This window comes from Brevibacterium yomogidense (assembly GCF_016107685.1).
In the GTDB taxonomy this organism is placed as follows: Bacteria; Actinomycetota; Actinomycetes; order Actinomycetales; family Brevibacteriaceae; genus Brevibacterium; species Brevibacterium yomogidense.
In genome coordinates this window covers 65,274-91,714 of sequence record NZ_JABASY010000001.1, presented here as the reverse complement: position 1 = coordinate 91,714, position 26,441 = coordinate 65,274, and the positions used below count along the sequence as shown (strand labels likewise).

The following is a 26,441-nucleotide window of genomic DNA, read 5'->3' as shown; positions in this document are numbered from 1 at the left end:
CAGCGGCCCTCACTCGTCGTCGGGGTGCTCGAGGCTGTGGTCGAGTGCGTCGATGAGGATGTGGGAGACGTGGGCGTCCTTGAAGGAGTAGATCGCTTCGCGGCCCACCCGGTTCACCTCGACGAGATGGAGGCTGCGCAGCTGCTTGAGGTGCTGCGACACGAGCGGCTGTGACAGCCCCGTCTCGTCGACGATCTCCGACACGCTGGCCTCGCCCTGGGTGAGCACGAGGAGGATGCGCAGGCGCGAGGGCGCAGCGAGCGCCTTGAAGACCTCGGCGGTCTTCTCGATCGCGGGGGCGTCGTACGCCGGGGTGGGGACCTCGCCGACCTCCGGCTCGCAGATCTCGACGGGTCCCGCAGGGGGGAGCGGCTCCGGGCCGCGTCGCAGACCGCCGCCCGCCGTTCCGCCGGCGGGAGAGTACCGGATGCGGTCCTGGGCTGCGTGCGTCTGATCTGCCATGAGATGAATCGTATCGGTCGCTCATGAGACAGGTGACGGCGAACACCGGGACGCCGCCCGTTTGGTACCACGGAGCGGTGCTGGCAGTATCGTGGCATGCGTTACATCGTCGCGATCGCCGCCGCCTTCCTCGTGCTCCTCTTCCTGGGGGCCACGACCGGCTTCGGCGAATGGCCCAGGCCGTGGGGGCCGATCTCCCGGGGTGCCGTGGGCGGAACGATCGCGATCGGCGTCCTCATCGTGTGGGAGCAGCTCTACCCTCGCGAGGATTCGCTGACCGCCGAGGAGAAGGCGTCGCTGCGCGACGAGGAGAACACCGCCGCCGAGGCCGCGTCCCCTTCCAGCTTCGAGTCACCTTCCGGGAACGCGTCACCTCCCGAGGCCGCGTCCCCGTCACTGCCCGACGAAGATGACCCTTCCGTGCCCGACGACGGTCCCCGCGGCTGACCACGGGAGCCGTCACCGCCTCGGCGGAGTATCCGGCGGTCAGTCGATCGGGTCGACGTCGTCGTGCTCGTCGAGGAGGTCCTCGGCGAGCGGCTCCCACTTGTCGTAGGCGTCAGGGAAGGCCGAGCGCTGGACCTTCTGCGCGGCCGTTCCGCGGTTCATGTCCTCCCAGCCGTCGACCTGGAGGAGACCCGGGTTGTCGATCGAGTCGTTCGTCCCGAAGAAGGACTGTGTCGCGAAGACCGGGTCCACGACGTCGTCATGCGACCCCCACCCCATGGAGGGGCGCTGCTGGAAGAGGCCCGCGGAGTCGCGGTCGCCGCCCTCCTGGTCGAGCAGGCTCGACTCCTGCATGGCAGTCATGAGTGCGATCGTGATTCCGTCGTCGGAGATGTCCTCGGCCTTCCCCGTGCCGATGATCGTCCGTGCGTTGTCGATCTGCTCCTCCGTGAGGCTGTTTGCCGTCACCTCAGCGGACGACGCGCTGGCGCCGTTCGCCGAGCTTCCACCGGACGGACCGGCCGCCGGGGCGGCGAGGCCCGCGGTGGGGCTGAGCAGAAGACCAGCGGCCACCGCTCCCGTCGTGAGTGCGGTGGCGAGGAGGCCCGTGCGCTTCACGGACTTCGTCGAGGATGCGGGCATGGCGCGTGCTCCATTCGTGCTGTTCGGGCGGGCGTGATCGCGTGCGGCAGCGATGTGCTCTGACGCGATGGTTCGAGGCGCCCCTGTGGGCGCGGCGCGTTCGGCCTGTGGGCCGAGGTTCGGCCTGGCGACCGAGGTTCGGCGCGGGGACCACGGTGGCATCCGCGGAAGACGCGACACAAGCGACCGAAGGCCTGGAACACGCGGAAACACCGCTTCAGCGCAGGGAGGCGAAAGAGGCTGAACAGACCCTGAACGTGGGGTCGGGACCGTCCTTCCGCACGGAGACGCGCGTGATCGTTCCGTGACATGACCGCGACTGAGTATAACGATCAGATAACTGTCAAGGTCCTTCGCGTTCTCTCACCGACCACTGAATGCGCGTCGTTCACGGGACAAACAGGGCACGACGAACCCCCGCACCGGATCGGCACGGGGGTCCAGGGAGGTTCAGCGGATCTCAGGGGAGTTCAGGACATGTCAGGCGCGGCCGCATCCCCTCACGCCAAAGAGTCGAACAGCCTCTTCGCCAGGAGGAATCCTTCCTGCGCCTCGTCGATGAACGCGTCCCGCTGGGCGTCGGTGAGCGGAGCGGAGTCGAGGGCGGCACGGTACTGGTCCTTGTACGGCTTGTGCTTCTCGATGCCGTCGAACCTCCACGTCCGCAGCGACTCCTTGGGGATGTCGTAGTGGCGGGCGGCGAGCCTGCCGATCACCTGGCCGCCGGACAGGTCGCCCAGGTACCGCAGGTAGTGGTGGGCGAAGTAGCGTTCCGGGGCGCCGTCCGGCAGCGCGGTGAGGCGGTCGACGTACTCCTGGGTCGCCTGCGTGGGCTCGGCGGGAGCGGCTCCTTCCAACAGGTCCGCGAGGTCGGCCTCCAAGGACTCCACCCGGTCGAGGCGCGTGTCGAGGACCCCAGCAAGCTCCGGGGCGTCCACGAATCGCCGCTCCGTCGCCTCGAGGGCGCGGTAGAGGTGCAGGTACTGCTCGAGCAGCGCGACGTAGGCGCGCCGGTCCAGCTTCCCGCCCAGCAGTTCGCCCATGAACGCCGAATGCTCGGCCTCATCATGCGCGTCCTGCGTCTCGGTCTTCACCCGTGCGGCGAAAGCGGTGTCGGCTGGTCGTGAATCGACTGCGGTCATGGGGGTCTCCTCAGGGTGGGTGGTCGTGTCGGTGCGTCGTCGCACGGTCATAGGAACATCCTCGGGTCGAGGCCCAGCCTTCTGCGGAAGTAGACCACTGATGTGATCGTCGCCGCAAGGCCGGCACCTGCTGTGAGTCCCGCGATGACACAGGTGCGGGTGGACAGGCGGGGGTCTCCGGCGGCGTCCTGCGCCATCTGGGAGAACGCGGACCGGTCCTCGTCGAAGTCGGCATCCGCGGGTGAGGCACCGTCGCCGGGCTTCTTCCCGGATGTCGGATCCGTCGCCGAGGCCGCGGCCGGGTCCCCGTCACCGCCCCCGCCCGCTGTGCCTCCTCCGGCACCGTGTCCGCCGGGGCCTGCGGATCGGCCGGCCCCTTCACCGGAGTAGTCGCCCGGCCCCTGGTCGTAGTCGTCCGAGTAGGCGACGGTGAGCGGCTCCGCCGGCTTGAACGGGTCGCGCTGCCCGCCGGAGGAGAACCAGTAGGAGAACTGGCCGGTCTCGTCCTGGAAGTCGACGAAGTCGCGGGGGAACGCACCCCAGTGCGCTTCGTTGTCCGCGGTTTTCGGCACCTGCTGGGTCGGGTTGCCCTCCTCGCTGCCCACCCGGCTGTCGCCGGCGTCGCCCTCGCCGCCGGTGCCGTCGTATTCGACACCCAGGTAGTCGGGGGTGACGGTGAAGCCGCCGTCCGCGTCGGCCGCCTCCGTGTCGACACCGCGCAGTGTCGCGAGGGTGAGGGTGCGTTCGTCGAGTGCACCCCACTGCGACGCGTCGTACATCGAGGCGCCGTAGCCGCCGGCGGTCGCCGTCACCGTGCCGTTGCCGTCCGCGTCGACCTCCAGTACGGGGTCCTGCGCCCACCAGTAGGTGAGGCCGCCGTAGAACACGACGGTGAAGCCGCCGTCCCACGCGATGCGCTCGCCACCGCCGGGCAGCTCTTCCCGCTCGCCGCCGGTGATGACGACCTGCTGCTCCGACCACTGGTCCTTGCCGTTCGTCGACAGCGTCGCCCCGTTGCGGTCCTCGCACTTCGTCGACCAGCTCGCCTCCGTCCACCCGCCCGAGGCGTCTGCCTTCCGGATCGTCGTCGCACCGTCCGAGGAGCTGTAGAGCGCGTCATCCGCCCACACCTGCGACGACCCGTGGTCGCCGGAGATCCCGGCGGACAGGAAGTTGCATCCGCCGAAGTACGCGCCGGAGCCCGCCTCCCGGTTCATCGACCAGCGGAACACCGCGCCGTCGCCCGCACCGGGAGCGTCGTCGCCCGTGCCGTCGCCGTCGCCTCCGTCGTTCTCAACGTCGTCCTCAGGAGGTTCCGGCGTGGGGGCGGGGGAGGGGGTGGAGCGCTCCGCGGTCGTGAACGTCACGTACCGCCAGTCGCTGGACAGCGAATAGGCGCTGCCGGACTCGCCCTCGTCGTGGTTCATCGAGCGGACGCGAGCCGTGTGGGTGGTCGCCGGTTCCAGGCCCGAGGCCGTCGTCGACGTCACCGCCCCGCTCACCGTCCGGCCGGTCCAGTCGCCGTCGTTGCCGGCGTTCGTCTCACTGCGCTCGCCCGTCGCCCACTGGACCTGGTAGGCCGGGGGCACCGAGCCGGCTGAGGTCGTGTCGGAACCCGTTCCCGAGGCCGTCGGTCGTGCCCAGCTGATCGTCGAGGAGTTGCTCGAGTCCTGGGAGGCGGCCACGTCGACCGGGGCCCCGGGTGCGCTCCCGGGTTCCAGGAACTCGAGCGCATCCGTCGAGTAGTCGATCGTGACGGGCGCGGCGGTCTTCTTCACGTCGACCTGACCGCCAGAGGTGTACCAGTACGCCGCCTGACCCGTGCCCACGTTGAAGTCGATCCAGTCCTGCGGGAACGACCCCCACCCGTTCTTCTCCCGGTCCTGCGGGCCGGACGGGCCATCGGGTTCGACGTCGATCTCCACCCCGGCGTACTCCGGGGTGACCGTGATCCCGGAATCGGTGACGTCCACGTCGGTGAGCTCCGCGATCGTCGCGTGCGGCCGGTCGTCGAGCATCACCCACTTCGACAGATCGTTCATGTCCGCGCCGTAGCCGGACAGCGTCCCGGTGATCGTCCCCGTCCCGTTGCTCACGACGAGTTTCGGGTCGTTGATCGTCCAGTACGTCATCCCGCCGTAGTAGACGAGCGTGAAGGATCCGTCCCACCGGATCTCCGCGGAGTTCGTCGAGGGATCGACCGTGCCGCTGCCGGACGAGATGTTCGCCTGGTTCCACGAGCTCGACCCGGCAGCCGTCGTGAGACGCTTGCCGGCCGCGTCGGTGTTGCGGTCCGCCCAGGTGGCGGGCACCTGGTTCCCGCCTGCGTCCGGGCGGGTGATCGTCGTGTTGCCGGCCTTCGCCGAGTAGTGCTTCTCGTCCTGCTCGTCCCACACGCTCGAGCCCCGGTCCCGTTCCCCGTGGACGTCGCCCACTTCTCCTGCGACCATCCAGTTCGCGCCGCCGAAGAACGCACCGCCGCCGGACTCCTCATTCACCGCCCAGCTGAACGTCGCATCCTCCGTGGTCCCCGCCGTCGAAGTCGCAGCCGTCGAGGTCGCCGCGGCCGGTGCAGCACCGCCGACCAGACCGACCGCCGCGACCAGTGCCGCGGCACCCGTACCGGCGCTCAGCCGCTTCGTGAGAGCCCGCAGGCCGGGAAGAGTGGTCCGCTGCGTGGAGACGGTCGGCTTCGTGAGCCCCGACCGCGCCGCGAGAGCCGCCGGCTTACTGTGGTTCCTCACGAGGTCTCCTCTCTGTCAGCCACCCGATCGAAGTCGTCCCTGTGATCGAGCTCATCCACCCGATCGAGCACGATCGTGGACGCGTTCTGCTTCTGCACGTTCTGCGCCTTCCGGCCCTTCTGCGCCAAGGCGGCCTGCCCGTCGTCCTCGAAGAACTGCAGCAGTGCAGGACCGCCCCACGGCGGTGCCTCCCGGCTCCCGGACGTTCCAGCGACCGTCGCACCTGCAGCGGAGCCACGGGAACTGTGCGCTCCTCTCGCTGTGGCGCCGGAGTTCCGGCTCTCCATCGCGGCGCGGTCCGTGCGACCGTCGTTGCGGGCCTCGGAGCGCTGGCTGCGGATCTCCTCCCGCCGGCGCAGAGCGGAGACCCGTCTGCGGCGCTTGTGCTCGGCACGGACCGCACGCTCCTCGCGCTTCCGCCGCACCTTCTCCAGCGCCTCCGGGTTCACACCCAGCAGCAGCGCCTTCATCGCGAGGTAGCCGCCCACCCCGAACGACAGCGCCATGACGCACAGCCCCAGCACGATCCCCACCGCCACGAGCAGGGTGAGCAGCGTCTGCTGGCGCTGCTGGTCCGCGACCAGCTGAGGGTCGACCACCGTTCCGGAGGCGGCCGGTGCGGTACCGGCTGAGTCCGCGCTGTCGGCCGTGCCGCCCGCGTCACCTGCGTCTCCCGCGCCTGCGGAGTCTGAGGAGTCTCCCGAGGCGGCGGCGGGGGAGTCGTCGGAGGCGGCCGGGACCTCGGCGGCGGTGCCGTCCCCGTCGGAGGCGGACCCGTCGTCGGAGTCGGAGGAACCTGCGGCGGCAGGGAAGTCGAGGGGCGTGAACGTCTCGTTGCCCGCATTCGCGACCCCGTGCGCCCCGATGGTGATGATCCCGCACTGGACCTCCGTGCAGTCGACGGTCGTCTCGTTCTGCGCCCGGTCGTAGGTCGTGAACCGCGCGCCGGGAATGCGGATCGTGCCGCTCCACGTGCCGTCGGAGGCCAGCTCGCCCCCGTTCGCCGCCGAGGCCGTCGACGACCCCGGGAAGGTGACGAACAACTGGTAGCCGGTCGGGTTGGACTCGTCGTCGTACACGTACCGGTAGTCCTCACCGGTCTTGCCGCCGTTGCTGGGCCGCCACGACCCGGAGTCGTCGGCCCAGCCGAACAGCACGTAGATCCCGCCGAACCCGCCCTGCACCGACTGGTAGCCGGAACCGGACAGGGACAGCTGACTCTCCCCGTCGACGGACGGCGTGCCGCTCACGGACACCTTCGCCGCAGCGGACGCGGGTGCCGAGAGACCGACGATCCCCGCCACCGCGAGCGCGGCGACGAGGAGCGCGGCGCCCAGGGCGGACATCGCGGACAGCGGGGTGGAGCGGACGGGCTTGCCGGGGCGGGTTGAGGGGTGGGTGCGGCGGGTGTGCGCCGTGGCTCCGGGTGCGGGCCTCATGGCGTCTCCTCCTTGACTGTGTCCTTGGGTGAGCGGACGGGCACGACGACGGGTGCGCCCGTGGTGGGGTCCGGGACGACGGTCACCGGATAGTCGTAGACGTGGGACAGGAGGTCGGCGGTGAAGACGTCCTCCGGGGCGCCGTCGGCGACGATGAGGCCGTTAGACAGCACCGCGACCCGATCCGCGTACGCGCCGGCCAGGTCCAGGTCGTGGATGATGACGACGACGGCGCAGCCGGTCCGCGCGTACTGCCGGGCGGTCGTGAGCACGGTCTCCTGGTGGCGGATGTCCAGCGCCGCCGTCGGCTCGTCGAGCAGCATCGCCGCGGCGGTCTGCGACAGGACGCGGGACAGGGCGACGCGCGCGCGCTCGCCGCCGGACAGCGACGAGTACTTCCGCGCGGTGAAGGCCTGCGTCTCCGTCCGGGCCAGCGCGCCTGCGACGATCCGGCCGTCGTGCTGCGACTCCGGCAGGTTGGCCCACGGGGACCGGCCCATCTCTGCGACCTCGAGCGCGGTGAACGGGAACGACACGTCGACCTGCTGGAGGAGGACGGCCCGGCGCATCGCGAGCTCGCGGCCGGACCATGCGTGCCAGGCGGCGCCGTCGACGGACACCGTGCCGCGGACCACCTCCGCGTCGCCCGTGATGACGTTGAGCAGCGTCGACTTGCCGGCGCCGTTCGGTCCGACGATCGCGAGCACCTCGCCCGTGCGGATGTCGAGGTCGATCCCGTCGAGGATGCGGCGGTCGCCGAACTCCACGACGGCGTCACGCACGCTGATGAGCGGTGTGCCCGGAGCGGTGGGGGAGGGTCGGCGCGGCCCCTTGAGCAGTGAGATCATCCCCAGCCTCCAGACGCGGCGCGGCTGCGGCGCAGCAGGTAGAAGAAGAACGGGCCGCCCACCAGGGAGGTGAGCATGCCGATCGGCAGGTCCGCGAACTCGACGAGCGTGCGCGCGCCCAGGTCCGCGATGACGAGCAGGACCGCGCCGCCCAGCAGGGAGGCGGGCAGCAGCGCGCGGTGGCCGGGGCCTATCAGCATGCGGACGAGGTGGGGCACGACGAGGCCCACGAACGCGATGATGCCGGCGAACGCGACCGCGGCGGACACGAGCAGCGCGACGTAGACCATCGCGATGATCCGCAGCCGCTCCACATTGACACCCAGGTGGCGGGCGGACTTCTCGCCCAGCGACAGGAGGTCGAGCTGACGCGACAGGAGCAGCGCCAGGATCGACGTGAGAACGATGATCGGCAGGATGATGCTCACCTGCTCCCAGCGGGAGCCGTTGAACGATCCCATCTGCCAGAACACGATCTGCTCGCGCGCCTGCGTGGGCGCCTTGAAGACGATGAACGCGATCGCCGCACCCGCCACGGCGTTGACGGCGACACCCGTGAGGATGAGGGTGACGACCTCCGTGCGGCCGTTCGACCGCGCCAGCACGTAGACGAGCGCCGTCGTCGCGAGCCCGCACACGAACGCGAACAGCGGGACCGTGAAGGAACCGGCGAACGTGAGGCCGAACAGGATCGCGAAGCTCGCACCCACGGCGGCACCCGAGCTCACCCCCACGACACCCGGCTCCGCGAGCGGGTTGCCGAAGATGCCCTGCATGAGCGCGCCGGCGATCGCCAGCGCCGCACCCACGAGCACCGTCATCGCGACGCGTGGGAAGCGGACCTCCCACAGCGCCTCGTGACCGAACTCCTGACTGGGCGCCGGCAGCCACGAGAAGCTCAGCCCCAGGCCGCGGAAGAACGACCCGACGACCTCCAGCGGTGGGATGAACAGCTGCCCGATCATCGCGGACACGAGCGTCGTCGCGACAAGGAGGACGGAGAGGACGAGGAAGAGGATGCTCACCGGGGTGCGGCCCGTACCACGGGTTCGCCGCACGGGAGGCGCGGGGCGGGCAGGGGTGACCGGGGCCTCGGCGGCGGGGGTGCGGACGGTCATGCGCCGTCTCCTTCCTGAGCGCGGTCGTGACGGATCTCGTCGACGCGCTTCTCCACGGCATCGGGGCCGTGTGCGGGCTGGTAGGAATGCTCCGGGTCGTAGACGGCGGTCGACAGCGCGGCGAGCACGGACGCGGTGCGGGGGCCGAAGCTCATGACCTCGTAGTCGCTCATGTCGACCAGCCGCCCGTTCTTCCCGGCCGGGGTCTGCTTGATGCCGGGCAGCTGGACCGCCTCGTCGACGCCGCCCACCGATTCGAGACCCAGCGTCATGACGACGATGACGTCCGGGGCGGCCTTGACGAGCGCCTCCGCATTCGTGGGCGCCATGCCGTCGAAACCGACCTCCGTCGCGACATCGCGGGCGCCGATCGCCTGGATGAGGGTGTCCGCGCCGGAACCGCGGCCGAACCAGTAGTAGATGCTCCCGCGCAGGTACAGGAACACGACACGGGGCTTGTCGGCGGGATCCGTGGGCGCCTGCGTGCTGCCGATGTCCTGGATCGTCCGGCTGATCTCCGCGTTCGTGCGCTCCGCCAGGCGCTCGCCCAGTTCGGTGAGGCCCAGCGCGTCGCCCACCGCCCGCACCTGCGAGGCGACACCGTGGACGCCCTCCTCGTAGCCCAGCGGCACGAAGACGACCGGCACACCGGCATCGCGCAGCTGCAGCTGGGTGTCGTACGGGCCGATGCTCGTGTCCGTGATGATGACGGTGGGAGCCAGGTCGAGAATCGCCTCCGCGTTGAGCTCGTGACCGTTCTGCGTGACGAGCGGCAGGTCGTCGGAGCCCGGCATGAGACCCTCGACGCTCGTCGCGATGTCACGGCCGATGAGATTGCACCCCAGGCCCAGGCCCACGACCGCGGCGGCGAGGCCCCCGTTCTGGTTGAGCGCGAGGATGCGGGACGTGTCCGTGACGGTCTGCTCCGGCCCGTCGTCGCTGGTGACGGTCGCAGGCAGCCGCTGGCTGAGCTCAGGGTTCGGGGCGACGGGGGCGATCGCGGACGTCTGCGTGTACGCCGTCGTCTGCCCCTGGATGCCCTTGGGGTCCGGCAGCTCGTCGCGCGGTGTGCCGGGCAGCCGCGGCGGCTCCGGTTCGGGCTGTGCCTCGATCGGCGTGCAGGAGTCGTTCGCGGCATGGCCTGCGGAGCCGATGTTGTGAATGCCGTTGCCCCACAGGACGAGCAGGACGACGAGCGTCCCGGCGATCCAGGCAGTCCGGCGCACGGCTCTGCGGTGGATGCGGACAACCCGTCTCAGGGGTCCTACGGGCATGGGGAGGCGTCCTTCACTGTGCTGCAGGGGTGGTGGTTCGGGGCTGAGCCCGGCTCATCGGTGTTCATGGGGTGACCACGGAACTCACATTTGATTCCAAGACTCAACGCCGCTATTGTAACTCACGACATGAAGGTATGCCTAACCTTCGCAAGTGGAGTCTCACCTAAAACGGTGAGCCGAACCGTTGTCTCCCCGTTCCCGGGTCGACGACGTCCAGCGGACACGCGTACGTGTCCGCTTCCGCCCTCGAGGGTCGTGCACCCGGGGCGCTCATGATGACGACTGGAGAGAGATATGAAGACACCTGCTTCCAGAAGAGGCGCCCGCTACGGCGCCCTCGCAGCCGCGGTGACCATGGGAGTGGCGAGCATCACGCTGCCGTTCTCCCCGGCCCAGGCCGCCGAGGCCACGGTCGACGATGCGACGTTCAGCTGGGCGGTGAATGAGGAGTCCGGCGGCGGCGCGTTCTTCGGCGGCGCGAACTGGATGGTCGCCGGCGAAGTGGGTGACGTGCACGGCGAACGCGGCCGTGGGTCCAGCGTGTGGGACGCAGAAGACGAGAAGCACTACACCGCAGAAGCGGGCAACACGACCATCACCCGTCCGGACGCCTCCGGTGAGCAGATCCCCGCTACGTGGGCGGACCGCAGCAACGACGCGGACGGCAAACGTCTCACCACGGCTGCCGGGTCGAGCTCGTGGAACCAGGCGAACATCTCTGCAGGGTCCGGCACTGTCGACCCCGCGACGAATTCCGCGGAGATCCAGTGGGACGGGTCGTTCACCCTCGTCTACTACGGCGGGATGACGTACTGGACGATCAACGACCCCAAGCTCGTCGTCGAGGACGGCGAGGGGAAGGTCACCGGCACGCTGTCCGGCTACGGCGCGGACATGAACGACCTGTCCAAGTGGGTGAAGCTCGAGGACAAGCCGAACGCGACGATCGCCGACCTCACTGGTGTCACCGTGTCCGAGGACGGCATCGAGGTCAGCCCGGAGTATGCCGGAGTGGAGATCGACGTCGCGGACGACGGCACCTCCGGCCCGCAGGACCGCGAGAAGGACGGGTGGGGATCGTTCCCGCAGGACTGGGTCGACTTCAACGTCGACACCGGCCAGGCGGCGTACTGGTACACCTCCGGGGGCCAGGTCGACGTGAAGAAGACCGCCGCCCCGATCACGATCGACTACACGGCCGAAGAGGTGCCTGAGCCCGAGCCCACGGACGCGCCGGAACCCGCGACGAGCCACACCGTCGACTCCGCGGACGCGGACGGCCTCGCCGTGACCGTGGACGGCCAGGACTACGCGGACCTCCCGCCCGCGAGCACCGGCAAGGACGCGGCAGGCGTCTACGCGGCGATCGTCGACCGGTCGATCCCGTCGACCGACGTCACCAGCGACAACGTCGCGCAGGCGGAGTTCATCTGGAAGGGGCAGATCAGCGACGGCTCGTTCTCGAAGCAGATCGTCGCGGAGACGAAGGACCTGAGCGAGGACGCCGACTACGACGTCATCACCTGGGTGGCGCACGGCGACGTCACAGAGGAGACGCTCCTCCACCGCGACACCGTCGAGCTGACCGACGAACAGCGTGACGCGCTCTTCCCGGGTGAGGAGCCTACGGAGGAGCCGAGCGAGGAGCCGACTGAGGAGCCGACTGAGGAGCCGGGTGAGGAGCCGGGTGAGGAGCCCACGGAGGAGCCTACGGAGGAGCCGACGGAGGAGCCGACTGAGGAACCCTCCGAGGATCCGAGTGAGGATCCCAGCGAGGACCCTTCTGACGACCCGAGTGAAGATCCGTCGGACGACCCGAGTGAGGACCCCAGTGAGGATCCGTCCGACGAGCCGGGTGACGATTCGAGCGACGAGCCGGGGGACGACCCGAGCGACGACCTGTCCGAGGACCCCTCGGATGAGCCGGGCGACGACCAGGACGGGGTGCGCCTGCTGCTGAGCACGGACACCGTCGGCATCGCGGACTTCCTCGACGCCGACACGGGCGTGGCCCTGTCGGTGGAAGGCCTGGAGCCGGGTGACGAGATCGACTTCGCCGTCGACCCGACCTCGGGCCAGAACGTGGAGCCGGCGGTCCTCAGTGCACAGGCGAACGAGGACGGCGTCGCATCGACCGTCGTCTACGGGACCGTCTCGTCTGCCGCGGACAACTACATCGGCGACTACGCCGTCACCGTGGAAGCGGACGGGGCGGCCCAGGCGAACGCCGGCCAGGACGGCGACGGACCCGTCGTCGGCGACGAAGGGGACACCGCTGACGGCCTCACCGCGACGTTCTCCGTCGTGGCCGACGAGGATGCGCCCGGAGGCGGAGGCGACGGATCCGACGACGGCTCGGGGAACGGCGACAATGGCTCCGGCGACGACGGGTCGGGCGACGACGGGTCGGGGAGCGGCGACAACGGCTCCGGTGACAACGGCTCCGGCGACAACGGAGCTGGTGACAACGGCAATGGTGACGGCGGATCGCAGCTGCCTCGCACGGGTGCCACGCTGTCCGGTCTGATCGCGGGCCTCGGGGCGATCACGGTGGGTGTGGGTGCGCTCTTCGCATCACGTCGCCGGCGCAGCTGAGTGGCACGTCCGCTCCGGTCGGCGCACACGTCGGGCCGCGCCATCCGGCGTGACGCGATGATCCGGTGAGCCCGGGTGCTCCGGTGAACCGGGCATCCGGTGGGCCGGGGTGACCCGGTGAGCAGACAGCCTGTCGGGGAGGGGGTCGGGAACCACAGCGGTTCCCGACCCCCTCTGTGCCGTACCCCGCCTCCCGTCGACGTCCGTGGGCCGGGGGAGTCGTGTGCGGACGCCGGCCCCAGCGCAGTCCGTCGGCGCCGCCTGCGCTGTGCGTGACCTCATGCTCCGAGGCCCCGTCAGAAGCCGTTCCGGTCTTGACCGGTAGGGCAGAATAGAGCGCGCGTCTGCAACGGCAGACGCACCCCCCCCTTCAACCGGAAGCAACACCATGCTGTGGAAGCTCGTCCGGCATTACGGCAGGCCCTATCTGGGTCATGTCTTTGCCGTCCTGGTGCTCCAGCTGGCCGCCACCCTGGCCACGCTGTACCTGCCCAGTCTCAACGCCGACATCATCGACAACGGAATCGCCACGGGCGACACGGACTACATCTGGCGGGTGGGCGGGATCATGCTCGCCGTCGCGATGTTCCAGGTGGTCGCCGCGATCGCCGCCGTGTGGTTCGGCGCGCGCATGTCCATGTCGATCGGCCGCGACATCCGCCAGGCCATCTACCTCCGCGTGGACCACTTCTCGGCGGAGGAGATGGGGCGCTTCGGTGCCCCCACTCTCATCACCCGCGGCACGAACGACGTGCAGCAGGTGCAGATGGTCGTCCTCATGGCGCTGAACTTCATGGTGATGGTCCCGATCATGTCGATCGGCGGAATCGTCATGGCGATCCAGGAGGACCCCGGCCTGTCCTGGCTGGTGTGGGTGTCCGTCCCGATCCTGCTTGTGATCGTCGGTCTGCTGGTCAGCCGCCTCATGCCGCTGTTCGAGCGGATGCAGAAGAACATCGACGACGTGAACGGCGTCATGCGCGAGCAGATCATCGGCATCCGGGTGGTGCGCGCCTTCGTCCGTGAGGAGCACGAGGCGCAGCGCTTCACGGGTGCGAACGCCGCGCTCACGAAGACGTCGATCAGCATCGGTCGGCTCTTCGTGCTCATGGGGCCGGTCATCACACTGGTCCTTCACCTGGCCACCGCTGCGGTGCTGTGGTTCGGCGGTGTGCGCGTCGATGAGGGGCTCGTCCAGGTGGGTGCGCTCACCGCGTTCATGCAGTACCTCCTGCAGATCCTCATGGCCGTCATGATGGGCACCTTCATGTTCATGATGTTCCCGCGTGCCATCATCACCGCGCGTCGGATCGGCGATGTGCTCACCACCGTCGGCTCCGTCGAGGAGCCGGAGGCTCCCGAAGCGCCCACGACTCAGGACGGCACCGTCGAGTTCCGCAACGTGTCCTTCTCCTACCCCGGCGCCGAGGCCCCGGTCCTGGACGACGTCTCCTTCACCGCCGAAGCCGGGAAGACCACGGCGATCATCGGCTCCACCGGCTCCGGCAAGACGACGCTGGTCAACCTCATCCCGCGCCTCTATGACGCGACGGCCGGCGAGCTCCTCATCGACGGGGTGCCCGTCACCCGGATGTCGCGCGGCGATATCACCGCGGCGGTCGGCCTCGTCCCGCAGAAGCCCTACCTGTTCTCCGGGACGATCGCGGACAACCTGCGCTTCGGTGATCCCGACGCGACCGACGAGCAGCTGTGGGCCGCTCTGGATACGGCGCAGGCCACCGATTTCGTCGCCCACCGCACCACCGGTGACGGTGAGAGAGCGCGAACTGGAATGGAATCATCGGTGTCCCAGGGCGGCACGAACGTGTCCGGCGGACAGCGGCAGCGCCTCTGCATCGCACGCGCACTGGTCGCGCGCCCACGCGTCTACCTGTTCGACGACTCGTTCTCAGCACTGGACGTCACGACCGACGCCAACCTGCGGGCGGCGCTCACGGGATACACCGACGGCGCGACCACGATCATGGTCGCTCAGCGCGTCGCCTCCATCACGGAGGCGGACCAGATCATCGTGCTGGAAGCCGGCCGGATCGTGGGCCGTGGGACGCACGAGGAGCTGCTGGAGACCTCGCAGACGTACCGAGAGATCGTGGATTCGCAGGTCCGGGCGGAGGAGCTGGCATGAGCACATCGTGTACGAGCGGATCCGGCACGCGCACGGGCGCCGCGACCGCACGCAAGGGTGGCAGGACCCGTCCTGAGGACCTGTTCCCCGTCGTCGCGCGGCCCGCCTACCGGTCGAAGGCCCCCGGAGCCTCCAGCCGGACCGCGAAGGAAGTCGTGGTCTCCGAGGACGAGATCGCAGAGCTCCAGGACAACGTGGGCAGCGGCGAGTGGGGCGAAGGCTCCGCACCACGCAAGGCGAAGTCGTTCTGGCCGTCGTTGGGCAGGCTGTTCGCGACGCTCACGGACCACAAGTTCGGTGTCGCCATGGTGTTCCTGTTCGGGCTCATCTCCACGGTCCTGGCCGTGTGGGCGCCCGCCATCCTCGGCGACGCGATGGACGTGATCTTCGACGGCTGGAGGGAAGGGTCGATCGACTTCACGGCGCTGTCCCGACTGCTGCTGTTCGTACTCGGCATGTACGTCGTCGCGTCCCTGTTCGACTGGTTGCAGGGGTTCGTCCTCAACGAGATCGTCATGCGCGTCGTGTACCGGATGCGTCAGAGGATCGAGGCGAAGGTCAACCGCCTCCCGCTGAGCTACTTCGACACCCGCCAGCGCGGTGACCTGCTGTCACGGACCACCAACGATGTGGACAACGTCCAGACGGCGATGCAGCAGGCGTTCGCGTCCCTGTTCTATGCGGTGCTCACCATCGTCGGCATCACGGTCATGATGTTCGCGCTGTCGTGGCAGCTGGCCCTCATCGCCCTCATCGCGCTGCCGATCGCCGCGCTCGTCGTGGGACTCGTGGGGTCGAAGTCGCAGAAGCTCTTCACCGCGCAGTGGAAGAACACCGGACGGCTCAACGGGCACATCGAGGAATCCTTCACGGGGCACGAGCTCGTCACGGTGTTCGGTCGCCAGGAGACGATGCGCGGTCGGTTCGACGAGCGCAACGAGGACCTCTACGAGGCGTCGTTCCGTGCTCAGTTCTACTCCGGCATGATCATGCCGATCATGCAGTGGGTGACGTACCTGGGATACGTGGGCATCGCACTGGTCGGTGGTCTGCGCGTGGCGTCCGGACAGATGTCGCTGGGCCAGGTCACCGCCTTCATCCAGTACTCCCGCGAGTTCAACGCACCGTTGGGTGAGATGGCGGGTATGGCGAACATGCTGATCTCCGGTGTCGCTTCGGCTGAGCGCATCTTCGAGCTGCTGGACGCGGACGAGCAGGAGGAGGACCTGTCCGCCCAGGACCGTGACGGGGTGCTGGACCCGGACGCTCCGCAGCCGAACGAGCTGGCGCAGCCCGTGCAGGGCCGCGTCGAGTTCGAGCACGTGGCGTTCTCCTACACGCAGGAGAAGCCGCTCATCACGGACCTCTCCCTCGTCGCGGAACCGGGGCAGACGGTCGCGATCGTCGGTCCCACGGGTGCCGGCAAGACGACGCTCGTCAACCTCCTCATGCGGTTCTACGACATCGACTCCGGCCGCATCCTCCTGGACGGCGTGGACATCAGCACGCTGGACCGCGGCGTGCTGCGCGGGCAGGTCGGGATGGTGCTGCAGGACGCCGTCCTGTTCGGCGGCACGATCATGGACAACATCCGGTACGGACGGCTGGACGCCACGGATGACGAGGTGAAGGTCGCGGCGAAGGCGACGTTCGTCGACCGGTTCGTCCACACCCTGCCGGACGGGTACGAGACGGAGATCGAGGACGGCGGAGCGAACGTGTCCGCCGGTGAGCGGCAGCTCATCACGATCGCGCGCGCGTTCCTCGCGCAGCCGGCTCTGCTCATCCTCGACGAGGCGACGTCGTCCGTCGACACCCGCACGGAGATGCTCGTGCAGGAGGCGATGGCCGCGCTGCGCACGGACCGCACCTCGTTCGTCATCGCCCACCGGCTCTCCACCATCCGTGACGCGGACACGATCCTCGTCATGGAGGACGGCAACATCGTCGAGCAGGGCGACCACGACGCGCTGCTCGCCGCGCAGGGTGCGTACTACCGCCTCTACATGTCGCAGTTCACGCAGGGTGTGGACCTCGACGCGGAGGAAGCAGCCGTCACCACCGGCACGCTCCCCGCGGTCGAGGACGACGCCCCGATGGACGACGGCGAGGCCCCCACCGAAGCGGGTGCAAGCTCCAGCGCTACGGGAGTGGGTCCCGGGATGACTGGTGCTGAGTCCTCGGACACGGACACTAGGCCCGTAGATGACTGATCGACTGGTTGCACCCCTGCAACGAGAAACAGGTGGACTGTTCAAGCGATGACGGGAGCAGACAGCTAGGCATCGCCAGAGAGCAGGCACGGGGCACGCTCGAACTCACTCTTCCAGCTCGACCCCTCCGTCGCGCCTGATCATGAGGGCAAACTGATTCATCTGGTTCTCGAGCTCCTTTTGAAGGGGCTGAATGTGAGTGTCGTAATTCGACTGCGTAGGCTTGTTTGTGAAACGAGAAGTCTCTGCGACGAATTTATTCAGCGTCCTGCGCATCTCCAGTGAAGTTTCTTGGCCATCGATGGTTGCAATGAATCCGTACTTCTCCGAGGCGAGCCCCATCTCGGCGACCGCATCGGTGTACTGTTTCGCATACTCGTCGACGAGCTTCCCTCGTGCTCGCAATTTCACCTTGTTGAGCTCAACGACTCGCTTGAAGCAGGCGTAGAAGTCGGAGCCCGATTCCAGAATATATCGGCGACGCCACCGATCCTCTTCAGTTCGTCGCATCTCGTGAAGCTGTCGACGCGACTCGATATTCTGCAATTTCAGTGTGTGCTCGCTGTGGGCGATCTGTTTTTTGAGTCGAATATCTGACCAGACGTTTGTGCCGATCAATGTGATGAGCGCAATCGAAAGGCTTGCAAGTATTTCGGGGATATTTAAATCAGTTGGCCTCACATCTTTGCAATCAGTCCTGGGTTCAGCCCTTGCGGGTGAGGGTGTCCCTCAGGGCGTCGAGCACGCCCATGTCCTCGATCGTCGAGGGGACGACGACGTCGGCCTCCCCGTCGGAGATCTGACGCATCGTCTTGCGCAGGATCTTCCCCGAACGGGTCTTGGGCAGCGCATCGACGACGTCCACCCGCTTGAGGGCGGCGACCGGGCCGACCTCGTTGCGGACCAGTGCGACGAGTTCGGCGGGGACGGCCTCGGTGTCGGTGTCCGGTGCCAGCACGACGAAGGCGCGGGGCGACTGCCCCTTCGTGTCGTCGTGGACGCCGATCACCGCGCACTCCGTCACCGCGGGGTGGGAGGCGATCGCGGCCTCGAGCACGCCCGTGCTCAGCCGGTGGCCGGCGACATTGATGACGTCATCCGTGCGGCCCATCACGAAGATGTAGCCGTCCTCGTCCAGATACCCGGAATCACCGGTGAGGTACGTGCCCTCGAACGTCGACAGGTAGCTCGAGACGAACCGGTCGTCATCACCCCAGATCGTCGCCATCGTGCCCGGGGGCAGCGGCAGGTCGGCGAGGATGAGGCCCTCCGTGCCGGGAGCCACGTCGTCGCCCGCCGGATCGACGACCCGCAGCCGGTAGCCGGGAGCGGGCACCGTGGGTGACCCCGGCTTGAGTGGCAGCCGCTCGATGCCCAGCGGGTTCGCGGCGATGGGCCAGCCGGTCTCCGTCTGCCACCAGTTGTCGACGACCGGGATGTCCCGGCCCGTCGCGGCCGCCATCGTCGCCGTCGTCCAGTCGTACGTGTCCGGGTCCAGGCGCTCGCCTGCGAGGAACACGGCGCGCAGCGACGAGAGATCCGCGGCGTGGGCGTGGGTGCCCTCCGGGTCCTCCTTGCGGACCACGCGCATCGCAGTGGGTGCAGCGAAGAAGACGTTCACATCGTGCTGGTCGATGACGCGGTAGAACGCGCTGGCATCCGGCGTGCCGATCGGCTTGCCCTCGTACAGCACCGTCGTGACGCCCGCGATGAGCGGCGCGTAGACGATGTACGAGTGGCCGACGACCCAGCCGACGTCCGAGGCGGTGAACATCGTGTCGCCCGGGTGCAGGCCGAACAGGTTCCCCATCGACCACTGCAGCGCGACCGCGTAGCCGCCCGCATCGCGCAGGATCCCCTTGGGCTTCCCCGTGGTGCCGGACGTGTAGAGGACGTACAGCGGATCGGTGGCCCGCACCGTCACCGGGTCGATGCCCTCCGGGGTGGCGGCCAGCAGGTCCGCGTACTCCACGTCGAAGCCCTCGCGCAGCTCCGCACGGTGCTGGTCCCGCTGGACGACCACGCTGAAGTCCGGCTGGGCGGTCGCGATCCGCAGCGCCTGATCGAGCAGCGGCTTGTACTCGATGACCCGATCGCGCTCGATGCCGCAGGATGAGCTGATGATCGCTCTGGGCTTCATGTCGTCGATGCGCACCGCCAGTTCGTTCGCCGCGAAACCGCCGAACACCACGGAGTGGACCGCGCCCAGCCGCGCGCACGCGAGCATCGCGATCGCCGCCTCCGGCACCATCGGCATGTAGATGACGACGCGATCGCCCCTCGTCACACCGCGATCCGACAGTGCGCGAGCGAAGCGGGATACCTCATCGCGCAGCACCGCGTAGGTGTATTCGCGGACGGTGTCCGTGACGGGGGAGTCGTAGACGAGCGCGACCTGCTCGCCCCTGCCCGCCTCCACGTGCCTGTCCAGGGCGTTCGCCGCGACATTCAGCTCGCCGTCCGGGAACCACCGGTAGATCGGGGCATTCGAATCATCGAGCGCGCGCGTGGGGGCGGTGACCCAGTCGACCGCCCGTGAGGCGCCCAACCAGAACGCCTGCGGATCCTCGGCCGCAGCCTGCGCCACCGCCGCGTACGTGCGGGATTCGGGGGTGTCCGTGACATGTGTGTCCTGTGTCATAGTCGTACTGTACGCCGGGGCGGTGCGGCTCGGAATGCTGCCCCGTTGCACCGCCGTTGCCGGTCTTTCTGCTACTTCCGGGTACCCGTGGTGGGCCGCGCGGCACTCCGCGCAGGGTGGGCTGTTGTCCCCTGACGGCCCAGCCTCTACTCTTGTGTCATCGACAGCTACTGAACGATCGTTCAAAGAGGAGCGACCATGCCGAATCCCCGCCCCACCGCACTCGACGCCCTCAGCCCCGACGAGCAGCTCGCCGCGAGCAGGCGCCTGCACTGGATGAACATGCTGAGCCTCCACGCGCAGGACCGCCCCGACGAGGTCGCCCTCACCGGTGCAGACGGAACGGAGACGTGGGGGAGTCTCGAAGCCCGTGTGAGCGCGGTCGGCGGGGACCTCCAGGAGCGGGGCGTCACACGGGGCGACCGCGTCTTCATCCTGGGTCTCAACAGCGTCGCCTATGCGACAGCGATCCTCGCGATCAACACGATCGGGGCCATCGCCGTGCCGCTCAACATCCGCTCAGTGCCGGCGGAGATCGACTACCTCGTGACCGACTCCGGCGCCGTCTTGGGCTTCGCAGACCAGATGGGGGCGGGGATCCTGGCCGACGCCTCGGCGGCATCGCAGGTTCCCCTCGTCACGTTCGGTGAAGAGTTCGATGCGATCGCGGGATCCGGCCGGGTGCACACGCATGTCGACGTCGCGGAGACGGAGACGGCGCTCATCGTGTACACGTCCGGGACGACCTCCGCACCCAAGGGCGCGATGCTCACCCACATCAACTTCGCGTCCCAGACCATCAACACGAACCGGATGGGACCGGCCGGGACGACGGGCGAGGCGCAGATGGTCGTCGTACCCCTCTTCCACATCGCCGGACTGGGATTCCTCTACCCCGCGTTCTTCAACGGGACGAAGACGGTCATCGCACCGCCGCAAGTCCTCATGAAGATGGAGATGCTCGCGGACCTCATCGAGCAGGAGAACGTGTCGAAGCTGTTCCTCGTGCCCACCCTGTGGCAGGCGCTGTGCGCGCTGCCGGGCATCAAGGAGCGGAACCTGCCGCTCACCGCGATCTCATGGGGCGCGTCGCCCGCCAGCAGGGAAACGCTGCAGCAGATGGCGGACACCTTCCCGAACGCGATCATCTCCGCAGCCTTCGGACAGACGGAGATGTCACCGACCACGTGTGCGCTGAGCGGCGACGAGTCCTTCACGAAGATGGGGTCCGTGGGGAAGCCCATCGGCATGGTCGCGGTCCGGGTCGTCGACCCCGCGGGCGGGGACGTGCCGCAGGGCGAGACCGGAGAGATCGTCTACCGCGGGCCGGGCTACATGCAGGGCTACTGGAACAAGCCCGACAAGACCGCGGAAGCGACAGCGGACGGCTGGTTCCACTCCGGCGACCTCGTGCAGGTCGATGAGGACGGCTACTACTACGTGGTCGACCGGGCGAAGGACATCATCATCTCCGGTGGTGAGAACATCTCCTCCGTCGAAGTGGAGCAGGCCGTCGCCGCCCACCCCAAGGTCGCGGACGCCAGCGTGATCGGGGTGCCCGACCCGAAGTGGGTGGAGACGCCCCTGGCCGTCGTCGTGCCGGCGGACCCGGCCGACCCACCGACGCTCGAGGAGATCCAGGCGTTCATCGCCGACCGCATCGCCTCCTTCAAGAAGCCCACGAAGCTCGAGGTCGTGGAAGCGCTGCCACGCAACGCATCCGGCAAGCTGCAGAAGCACGTGCTGCGCAAGGAGTTCGTGACGGAGGGGTGAGAAGCTGGTGCGGGGGTGAGTGGCTGGGCGCGGATGAGTGGCTGGTGCGGCCCAGCCCCGAGGGACCAGTTACCGGTCCGGAGGGCAGGCGAGTTCGGGTGTCCTCCCGAACGGTGACTGGTCCCTGGGCGGGCGGGGCCCCGGGTGGTCGGGGTGTGTCTCCGGGTGGGCGGGGCCCGTTTCTGGGTGGACGGGGCCGGTCATTGGGCGGTCGCCCCGTGCTCGAAGCGGTGGGCAGGACACCTTCTGAGGGGCCACCGGAGGCACCACCTGCGAGACACCGCCTACGTGTTCGACCGGCCGTGTTCTGCGGGATGGGCTCGAACCCGCACGCGGTGTCTCGTCGACTGGCAACGTCACTCATCCGCCGGTCAGCAGTCGAATCGGGTCACAGGTCGAACTGGATCACAGGTCGAACTGGGTTGCCACGATCCGTCGCAGTTCGTGCGGGGTGCCCCAGCGACCGCGGGTGGCGACCGCGCGCTTGAGGAGGATGTGGATCGGCGACTCCCACGTGTAGCCGATGCCGCCGTGCAGCTGGAGGACCTCCTCACCCGCATGAACGACGGTGTCCGCTGCGAGCGACAGGGCTGCCGCCGCGTACGCGGGTGCTTCCGCGGCAGGGTCAGCCGACTCTCCTTCCGAGACGCCGGTCGAGATACCGCCTGAGGGAGCATCCGCCGAGGCCATCGCCGTGCCACCGTCCGCCGAGGCCGTCGTCGCTGCTCCAGCCGCGTCCCCTGCCAGCAGCTTCTCGAGCCGGCTCGCTGCCTCGTCGACCAGGGACCCTACGAGCGACAGTTCGGACCACAGATCCGCAGCCCGGTGCTTGAGTGCCTGGAAGGAGCCCAGCGGTCGGCCGAATGCCATGCGCGTCTGCAGATGCTCGACGGCCAGGCGCAGCAGCTCCTGACCCGTGCCGTGGAGCTCCGCGGCGAGGACGACACGGCCCACTGCCCGCGCCACCCGGGCGATACGATCCGCCTCCGGACCTTCGGCGAGGACGTCACCGCCGCCCAGCCGCGTGCGACTCACGGTCGAGACCGGTCGCGTCGGATCGAAGGACGAGGCAGGGGTGAGCGGCACGTCGTGCACAAGTGTGACCCGACCGGGCGCGAGCACGAGGACCCCGTCGGCGTCGTCCGCATCGACGATACGAACCGTGCTGGAAGGATCGGCCTCCTCGTCCGCTGCCGCGCCTCGGTCCGCTGACGAACCCGGTTCGCCGGGGGACGTTTGCCGGGGACCGGCCCCCAGATCGATGAGCGCGAGCCGCTCCTCGCCGGAGGCGACGGCGGACACCAGCTCCTCGTCGGCCCCTGCCAGCCGCAGCACAGTGGGCGCCACAGCCCACGGGCCTGCGATGTCGGGCCCCGGAACTGCACCGGCAGCACGCGCGACTGCGACGAGTGCGGCGAACGCCTCGCCCTCCTCGAGCACGCCCGAACCTCCCGAGGTCTCAGGAACCAGGAGCCCCGGCAAACCCGTCTCGAGAAGCCGTGCCCGCTGCTCGGTGAGCACCGCGGACGCGGACCGCTGGTCGACGACCGCGTCCAGCTCCTCCACCGTGCGGGCGTTGCCACCGACGGCTGCGAGGACATCCGCGACTGCGTCTCCGAACGCGCGGGCAGTGGTTGACGCACCGGACACCTGGCGACCGGACGTCGCAGCCCTCGTCGAGTCGTGATTGTTCATCGTGGCACCTCCGAGAACGGGACGTCGATATCGCCGCGGGGTTCGCGCGGCAGACCGAGGATGCGCTCGCCGATCACGGTGCGCAGCACCTCCGACGTCCCTCCCTCGATCGAGTTCGCGCGTGTGCGCAGGTAGGAGTAGCTGGGGGAGAGCCCGCCCACGTCGAAGTTCATCTCCTCCGGCCGGGTGAACGCGTACCCGTCCGCATGCTCCAGAGCGCGCTCGCCCAGCGCCTGCATGAGGAGGGACGCCGTCTGCTTGCTGTTCTCCGCCTTCGCGAGCTTGAGCGCGCTCGCCTCCGGCGGAGGATCGCTCGCGGCCATGCGGATGCCGACGTCGCGTTGAGTGAGTCGGATCGCCTCGGACCGGATCCACGCCCGCACGACCTCGTCCCGCAGGCCGGATTCCCGTTCCGCCGCGGGCAGTTCCCGCCACGCGCGGAACAGGTTGCCGGGCGCACCGGATTCCCGGGGCGGTTCGGTCCCACTGCCGGACCGCTCGTTGCTGAGCGTCACCGTCGCGAGCTTCCACCCGGCACCCTCCGGCCCCAACCGCATCGAGTCGGGGATGCGGACCTCGTCGAGGAACACCTCGTTGAACTCCGCCTCACCCGTGATCTGGCGCAGGGGGCGCACCGTCACACCGGGCGATTTCATGTCGAGCAGGAAGTAGGTGATGCCCCTGTGCTTGGGGACCGACGGATCCGTCCGCGCGACGAGGATCGCGTAGTCGGCCAGATGCGCGAGCGTCGTCCACACCTTCTGACCCGTGACGACCCAGTCGTCGCCGTCGCGCACCGCCTTCGTCGCGAGTCCCGCGAGGTCGGAGCCCGCCCCCGGTTCACTGAACAGCTGGCACCACACGTGCCTGCCCGTCCACAGCGGCCGCATGAACTGATCCTTCTGCTCCTGCGTACCGGCCTCGAGGATCGTGGGCCCGGCCATGCCGAGGTTCACGACGTTGCGAGTGGGTCGGTTGTCCGGGGAGCCTGCAACCGCGAGCGCGTCATCGACCACCGACTGCAGAGGGCGGGGGAGACCGCGGCCGCCCAGCCCCTCCGGGTAGTGGACGGCGGCGAGACCCGCGTCGAAGCGCGCCTCGAGATGAGCGAGGCGGTCCTCCTCCGTCGCGACCGCGGGCGGATTCGTCTCGAGGAATGCGCGTGTATCCGCCAGCAGGCGGGCCGTCTCATCCGTCATACCGCACCTCGCAGGGCCTTCTTGTGGATCTTCCCCATCCCCGTGCGGGGCAGAGCGTCGAGGACGATGACGTCCTTCGGGTGCTTGTAGCGAGCGAGCCTGTCGTCGAGGAAGCCGCGCAGGTCGTCCAGGGACGGCGCCGCCGTACCCTCGACCGGAACCACGCACGCGACGGGGACCTCGCCCCACGTCTCGTCGGGCCGACCGATGATCGTCACCTCGGCGAGGTCGGGGTGCCAGCTGAGGGCGTTCTCGACCTCGGCGCAGTAGATGTTCTCGCCCCCGGAGATGATCATGTCCTTGACGCGGTCGACGACGTAGAGGAAGCCCTCCGCGTCCCGGCGCACCAGGTCGCCGGAGTGGAACCAGCCGCCGGCGAACGCCTCTGCCGTGGCGGCCTCGTCGTCCCAGTACCTGTTCATGACGCAGGTGCCGCGGTAGACGATCTCGCCCACCTCGTCGACGCCCACGTCCTTCATGTCCGCATCGACGACGCGGATCCATGTCTCCGACGTGGGCTTGCCGACCGAACCGATCTTCCGCAGGGAATCCTCGAACGACAGGGTGACGGCGGTGCCGCACGTCTCCGTCTGCCCGAACACGGCGGCGATCTGTGCGTGCGGCATGCACGCGGCCATGCGGCGCAGCAGCTTCTCCGTGGCGGGCGCGCCGCCCCACGACGCGTGCGTGAGGCTCAGTCCCGTCTCGCCGGTGCGCTCGATCTCATCGCACAGCAGGTGCCACTGCTGGGGGACCATGAAAGCAGAGGTGACGTCACCGTCCTTCATGGACTTCAGCGTCCGTGCCGCATCGAAGCCGGCGCTGGGGATGACGAGGCTCGCCGCCCCGGTCGCCAGCGCGGAATGCGTCGACATGAAGGCCCCCACGTGGAACAGCGGTGGGGCGAGCATGACGGTGCTCGTCTCGTTCGCACCCCAGCGCATCCCGTTCTGCACGCCGGCGTTGTAGAGGTTGAGGTGCGTGAGGACGGCGCCCTTCGGCCGGCCGGTCGTGCCGGACGTGTAGAGGATCGCGTACTCGGTGTCGTCGTGGGGCACGTGGATGTCGTCGACGTCCAGCGGGGTGCCGTGCGCGACGACGTCGGGCAGCCAGTCCTCCTCGCAGTCGAGGACGACGGGAAGGTGGGCTGCGCCCTCGGGGGAGGCGGACACCGCCGCCGAGGCGGTGGTCGGCTCCGTGGTGACCGGCACCTCGGCGGCGGGCGAGGGGGAGGAGGTGGAGGCGAGGCTGCCGACCGCGTCTGCGGCGAGGGTGCCGGTCTGCGGCTCCGTCACGAGGACGCGGGGTGAGGAGTGGCCGAGGATGTACGCGACCTCGGCGGCGGTGAGCCGGAAGTTGATCGGTACGACGATCGCGCCGATCGCGGCAGCGGCCTGGGTGACGGTGAGGAACTCCGGGCGGTTGGTCAGCAGGAGCGCGATGCGGTCGCCCGGGCCGACCCTGCGGGTGCGCAGGTCGTGAGCGGTGCGCAGGACGGCCTCGCAGTGGTCCGCCCAGGACGTCTCGCGTCCCTCGAAGCGCACCGCGGGGCGGTCCGGGACTTCGTGCGCGTGGCGGAGGAGGCGCGCGATGAGGGAAGGGGACCTGCTGAGGCGGGACACACCGGCGGAGGAGGGGCGGGCGTCTGAGAATGCAGGTTGTGCGGACGCGGGATGTGCGGCTGCAGGTTGTGTCTCTGCGAGCGTGGAGGGCGGGGGCGCAGTGGCGCTCCCCGGAGCGGACGGGCTGGCGGTCCCTGCCATCGACATTCTCCTTCGAATGCGCGGTCATCTGAACGAAACGCACTACTGAACATTCGTTCGATATGTCTGGGGGAGACACTACCGGCGGCGAGGTGAGTTGTCACGAGTGGTTCCCAGCCCGGTGGGGTGTGGCGGGCGGGCGGGGGCGAGCGCGGCCATCTCCGACGAGGCGCCGCCGTAGGGTCCGACACGCCGCGCCACGGGGCGTGGGGTCGAGCCGCTCGACGGTGTTTCGGGGAGAGGGGTGGGCGTGAAACCCGAGTATCCCTCTAGGGGGAGGACCTGATGGTGGAGGAC

The 26,441-nt window shown here is 68.9% G+C and carries 18 protein-coding genes; 5 read left to right on the top strand and 13 right to left on the bottom strand.

Going from position 1 to position 26,441, the window contains the following annotated elements; genetic code table 11:
- Nucleotides 1-9: 9 nt before the first annotated feature.
- Complete coding sequence (locus tag JFC09_RS16795) at nt 10-462, bottom strand: ArsR/SmtB family transcription factor (protein WP_198392014.1); 453 nt, start codon at nt 460-462, stop codon at nt 10-12.
- Between the two features lie 96 nt (nt 463-558).
- Between JFC09_RS16795 and JFC09_RS00375 the strand changes: the two genes are divergently transcribed.
- A complete protein-coding gene (locus JFC09_RS00375) occupies nt 559-909 on the top strand; it encodes a hypothetical protein (protein ID WP_198392013.1) in 351 nt (116 codons plus the stop codon).
- 39 nt (nt 910-948) lie between these two features.
- Here JFC09_RS00375 and JFC09_RS00370 read toward each other — a convergent pair whose 3' ends face one another.
- The 7 genes from JFC09_RS00370 to JFC09_RS00340 form a co-directional block, all read right to left on the bottom strand.
- A complete protein-coding gene (locus JFC09_RS00370) occupies nt 949-1,551 on the bottom strand; it encodes a hypothetical protein (protein WP_198392012.1) in 603 nt (200 codons plus the stop codon).
- 500 nt (nt 1,552-2,051) lie between these two features.
- Nucleotides 2,052-2,693: a biliverdin-producing heme oxygenase gene (locus JFC09_RS00365; protein WP_198392011.1), complete on the bottom strand. Its 642-nt coding sequence runs from the start codon at nt 2,691-2,693 to the stop codon at nt 2,052-2,054.
- A gap of 47 nt (nt 2,694-2,740) precedes the next feature.
- On the bottom strand, nt 2,741-5,437 hold the full coding sequence (locus JFC09_RS00360; RefSeq protein ID WP_198392010.1) for a fibronectin type III domain-containing protein: 2,697 nt from the start codon (nt 5,435-5,437) through the stop codon (nt 2,741-2,743).
- The gene (locus tag JFC09_RS00355; protein ID WP_198392009.1) at nt 5,434-6,876 is read right to left on the bottom strand and encodes a hypothetical protein; all 1,443 of its coding nucleotides are present in this window, start codon (nt 6,874-6,876) and stop codon (nt 5,434-5,436) included. The genes JFC09_RS00360 and JFC09_RS00355 overlap by 4 nt, the downstream gene beginning before the upstream one ends.
- Nucleotides 6,873-7,724, bottom strand: a complete 852-nt coding sequence (locus tag JFC09_RS00350; protein WP_198392008.1) for a heme ABC transporter ATP-binding protein — start codon at nt 7,722-7,724, stop codon at nt 6,873-6,875. Before JFC09_RS00350 ends, JFC09_RS00355 begins: the two co-directional genes overlap by 4 nt.
- Nucleotides 7,721-8,842 carry a FecCD family ABC transporter permease gene (locus JFC09_RS00345; protein ID WP_198392007.1) on the bottom strand — a complete coding sequence of 374 codons (1,122 nt, stop codon included), beginning with the start codon at nt 8,840-8,842 and terminating at the stop codon, nt 7,721-7,723. Before JFC09_RS00345 ends, JFC09_RS00350 begins: the two co-directional genes overlap by 4 nt.
- A complete protein-coding gene (locus tag JFC09_RS00340) occupies nt 8,839-10,116 on the bottom strand; it encodes a heme/hemin ABC transporter substrate-binding protein (protein WP_198392006.1) in 1,278 nt (425 codons plus the stop codon). Before JFC09_RS00340 ends, JFC09_RS00345 begins: the two co-directional genes overlap by 4 nt.
- Before the next feature lie 297 nt (nt 10,117-10,413).
- On the opposite strand from JFC09_RS00340, the gene JFC09_RS00335 reads away from it, so the two are divergent.
- The 3 genes from JFC09_RS00335 to JFC09_RS00325 all read left to right on the top strand — a co-directional run bounded on the left by JFC09_RS00335 (nt 10,414) and on the right by JFC09_RS00325 (nt 17,073).
- A complete protein-coding gene (locus tag JFC09_RS00335; protein ID WP_198392005.1) occupies nt 10,414-12,714 on the top strand; it encodes an LPXTG cell wall anchor domain-containing protein in 2,301 nt (766 codons plus the stop codon).
- A gap of 388 nt (nt 12,715-13,102) precedes the next feature.
- Nucleotides 13,103-14,860 carry an ABC transporter ATP-binding protein gene (locus JFC09_RS00330; RefSeq protein WP_198392004.1) on the top strand — a complete coding sequence of 586 codons (1,758 nt, stop codon included), beginning with the start codon at nt 13,103-13,105 and terminating at the stop codon, nt 14,858-14,860.
- Entirely contained in the window at nt 14,857-17,073 is a 2,217-nt protein-coding gene (locus tag JFC09_RS00325) for an ABC transporter ATP-binding protein (protein ID WP_198392003.1), read from the top strand. Before JFC09_RS00330 ends, JFC09_RS00325 begins: the two co-directional genes overlap by 4 nt.
- 105 nt (nt 17,074-17,178) lie before the next feature.
- On the opposite strand, the gene JFC09_RS00320 is transcribed toward JFC09_RS00325, so the two are convergent.
- Nucleotides 17,179-17,754 carry a hypothetical protein gene (locus JFC09_RS00320; protein ID WP_198392002.1) on the bottom strand — a complete coding sequence of 192 codons (576 nt, stop codon included), beginning with the start codon at nt 17,752-17,754 and terminating at the stop codon, nt 17,179-17,181.
- 22 nt (nt 17,755-17,776) lie between these two features.
- On the bottom strand, nt 17,777-19,714 hold the full coding sequence (locus tag JFC09_RS00315) for an acetate--CoA ligase (protein WP_198392001.1): 1,938 nt from the start codon (nt 19,712-19,714) through the stop codon (nt 17,777-17,779).
- A gap of 198 nt (nt 19,715-19,912) precedes the next feature.
- Here JFC09_RS00315 and JFC09_RS00310 point away from each other — a divergent pair, with 198 nt between their 5' ends.
- Nucleotides 19,913-21,487, top strand: a complete 1,575-nt coding sequence (locus tag JFC09_RS00310; RefSeq protein ID WP_198392000.1) for an AMP-binding protein — start codon at nt 19,913-19,915, stop codon at nt 21,485-21,487.
- Nucleotides 21,488-21,892: 405 nt separating this feature from the next.
- Here the strand turns inward: JFC09_RS00310 and JFC09_RS00305 are convergent, their stop codons facing one another.
- Genes JFC09_RS00305 through JFC09_RS00295 form a run of 3 tightly spaced genes read right to left on the bottom strand, consistent with a single transcriptional unit; the run spans nt 21,893 to nt 26,144 of the window.
- Nucleotides 21,893-23,182, bottom strand: a complete 1,290-nt coding sequence (locus tag JFC09_RS00305; protein ID WP_198391999.1) for an acyl-CoA dehydrogenase — start codon at nt 23,180-23,182, stop codon at nt 21,893-21,895.
- Nucleotides 23,179-24,381 carry an acyl-CoA dehydrogenase family protein gene (locus tag JFC09_RS00300; protein WP_198391998.1) on the bottom strand — a complete coding sequence of 401 codons (1,203 nt, stop codon included), beginning with the start codon at nt 24,379-24,381 and terminating at the stop codon, nt 23,179-23,181. The genes JFC09_RS00305 and JFC09_RS00300 overlap by 4 nt, the downstream gene beginning before the upstream one ends.
- The gene (locus JFC09_RS00295) at nt 24,378-26,144 is read right to left on the bottom strand and encodes an AMP-binding protein (protein ID WP_198391997.1); all 1,767 of its coding nucleotides are present in this window, start codon (nt 26,142-26,144) and stop codon (nt 24,378-24,380) included. Before JFC09_RS00295 ends, JFC09_RS00300 begins: the two co-directional genes overlap by 4 nt.
- Between the last annotated feature and the right edge of the window lie 297 nt (nt 26,145-26,441).